The following is a 2,082-nucleotide window of genomic DNA, read 5'->3' as shown; positions in this document are numbered from 1 at the left end:
CGCAACTACATCCTGAAGCCCGGGCGCGACGGCAGCCTGACCGCCCCCGGCGCCGACCTGCACTTCCTCCGCTGGGGGAAGGAGCTGGCGGTGCTCGGGAACCTCGGCGATCTCAAGATCCGCCTGCGCTTCCAGCCCGGCCCCGGCCTCCCCACGCCCGCCGGCAAGATCTGCCGGTTCAACGGCAACCTGGTGGACTGCCGCGTGGAGGAGGCGCGCGCCCAGCCCGGGATCCGGCTGAGCGGCGAGGCGGCCAACCTGGATCAGCCCCTCATGCCGCAGCTCGGCCTGGCGCTCCTCTCGATCACGTACATCCCGCTGGGCGGCTGACGGCCCCGCGCCGCCGGCGGCGCTCGCCGGATGCCGGCCCGCCCGCCCTGCCGGCGCCCGCCGGGGGCGCCGCTTGCCCGGGCGCGCCCGGGGTGGTGAGCTTCAGGACGTGGCCCGCGCGCCCGTCCCGCCGTACCGCGCCCAGCTCGCGACGCTCGTGGCGGCGCCGCCGGCGGGCGAGGGCTGGGTGCACGAGACGAAGTACGACGGCTACCGGATCGGCTGCGCGCTGGAGGGCGGGCGCGCCACGCTGTGGAGCCGGCGCGGCAACGACTGGACCGCGCAGTTCCCCGAGGTGGCGCGCGCCGCCGAGGCGCTGCCGGCGCGGAGCGCGCTGCTCGACGGCGAGGTGGCCGCGGTGCTGCCCGGCGGCCGGACCAGCTTCCAGGCGCTCCAGCAGGCGTTCTCCGGCGGGCGCCGCTCGCTCGCCTACTTCGTCTTCGACCTGCTCTGGCTCGACGGCGAGGACCTCTCCCGGCGGCCGCTGCTCGAGCGCAAGGACGCGCTGCGCCGCCTGCTCGGCGCGCGCGGCGAGGTGCTCCGGTACGCGCCGCACGTGGACGCGCCGGGCGCCGAGGTGCTCCGGGAGGCGTGCCGCCTCGGCCTGGAGGGGATCGTCTCGAAGCGCGCCGACGCGCCCTACCGGCCCGGGCGGAACGCCACCTGGACCAAGGCGAAGTGCCTCGCCCGCCAGGAGCTGGTGATCGGCGGCTTCACCGACCCCGAGGGCAGCCGCAAGGGGATCGGGGCGCTGCTGGTGGGCTTCCACGAGGGCGGCGCGCTGCGCTTCGCCGGGAAGGTCGGCACCGGCTTCACGCAGGCGTCGGCGCGCGCGCTGCGCGCGCGCCTGGATCGCCTGGAGCGCGCCGACCCGCCGTTCACGCCGCGCCCGCCCGGCCCGCTCGGCCGGATCGCGCACTGGGTCCGGCCGGAGCTGGTCGCCGAGGTCGCGTTCACCGAGTGGACCGGCGACGGGAAGGTGCGCCACCCGTCGTTCCAGGGGCTGCGCGAGGACAAGCGCGCGGCGGAGGTGGTCCGCGAGGCCCCCGCCGCTGCCGCGCCGCCGGGCGCGGCCGCCTCAGCGCCGGCGTCCCCGACAGCGGCCAGCGGTCCCGCGCGCCGGCGCGCCCGGCCGGGCTCGGCGGCCGGCGAGGTGATCGTCGGGGGCGTCCGGCTCTCGCACGCGGAGCGGGTGGTGTTCCCGGGCGAGGGGCGGGCCGCGCTCACCAAGGCGGACGTGGCCCGGTACTACGACGCGGTGGCGGACGCGATGGTGCCGCACCTGCGGGGCCGGCCGCTCACCCTGTTCCACTGCCCGCAGGGCCTCTCCGGCGAGTGCCGGTTCATGAAGCACTCGAAGACCTGGGCGCCGCCGGCGGTGCGGCGGGTGCGCATCCAGGAGAAGACCAAGCTCGGCGAGTACCTCGTCGCGGACGACCGCGCGGCGCTGCTCTCGCTCGTGCAGCTGGACGTCGTCGAGCTGCACACCTGGAACTCGACCGCGGAGGCGCTGGAGGAGCCGGACCGGCTCGTGCTCGACCTCGACCCGGGGCCGGCGGTCCCCTGGCCGGAGGTGGTGCGCGCGGCGCGGCTGCTGCGCTCGGCGCTGGAGGCGCTGGGGCTCGCGGCGTTCGTGAAGACCACCGGCGGCGCGGGGCTGCACGTGGTGACGCCGCTCGTGCCGCGCCGGCGCTGGGAGGACTGTCTCGCGTTCGCGCGAGGCCTCGCCGCCGCGGTGGCGCGCCACGAGCC

1 protein-coding gene and 1 pseudogene are annotated in these 2,082 nt (G+C 77.7%); both read left to right on the top strand.

Going from position 1 to position 2,082, the window contains the following annotated elements; all coding sequences use genetic code 11:
- A pseudogene (locus PSR1_RS23035) lies at positions 1-330 on the top strand (hypothetical protein); the annotation flags it as partial.
- Between the two features lie 109 nt (positions 331-439).
- On the top strand, positions 440-2,082 hold a 1,643-nt coding region (gene ligD, locus PSR1_RS23030), incomplete at its 3' end, for a DNA ligase D (RefSeq protein WP_237758218.1).

Source organism: Anaeromyxobacter sp. PSR-1 (genome assembly GCF_000964525.1).
Lineage (GTDB): Bacteria > Myxococcota > Myxococcia > Myxococcales > Anaeromyxobacteraceae > Anaeromyxobacter.
The sequence above is the reverse complement of the archived record's forward strand: the minus strand, read 5'-3'. Positions and strand labels throughout refer to the sequence as shown.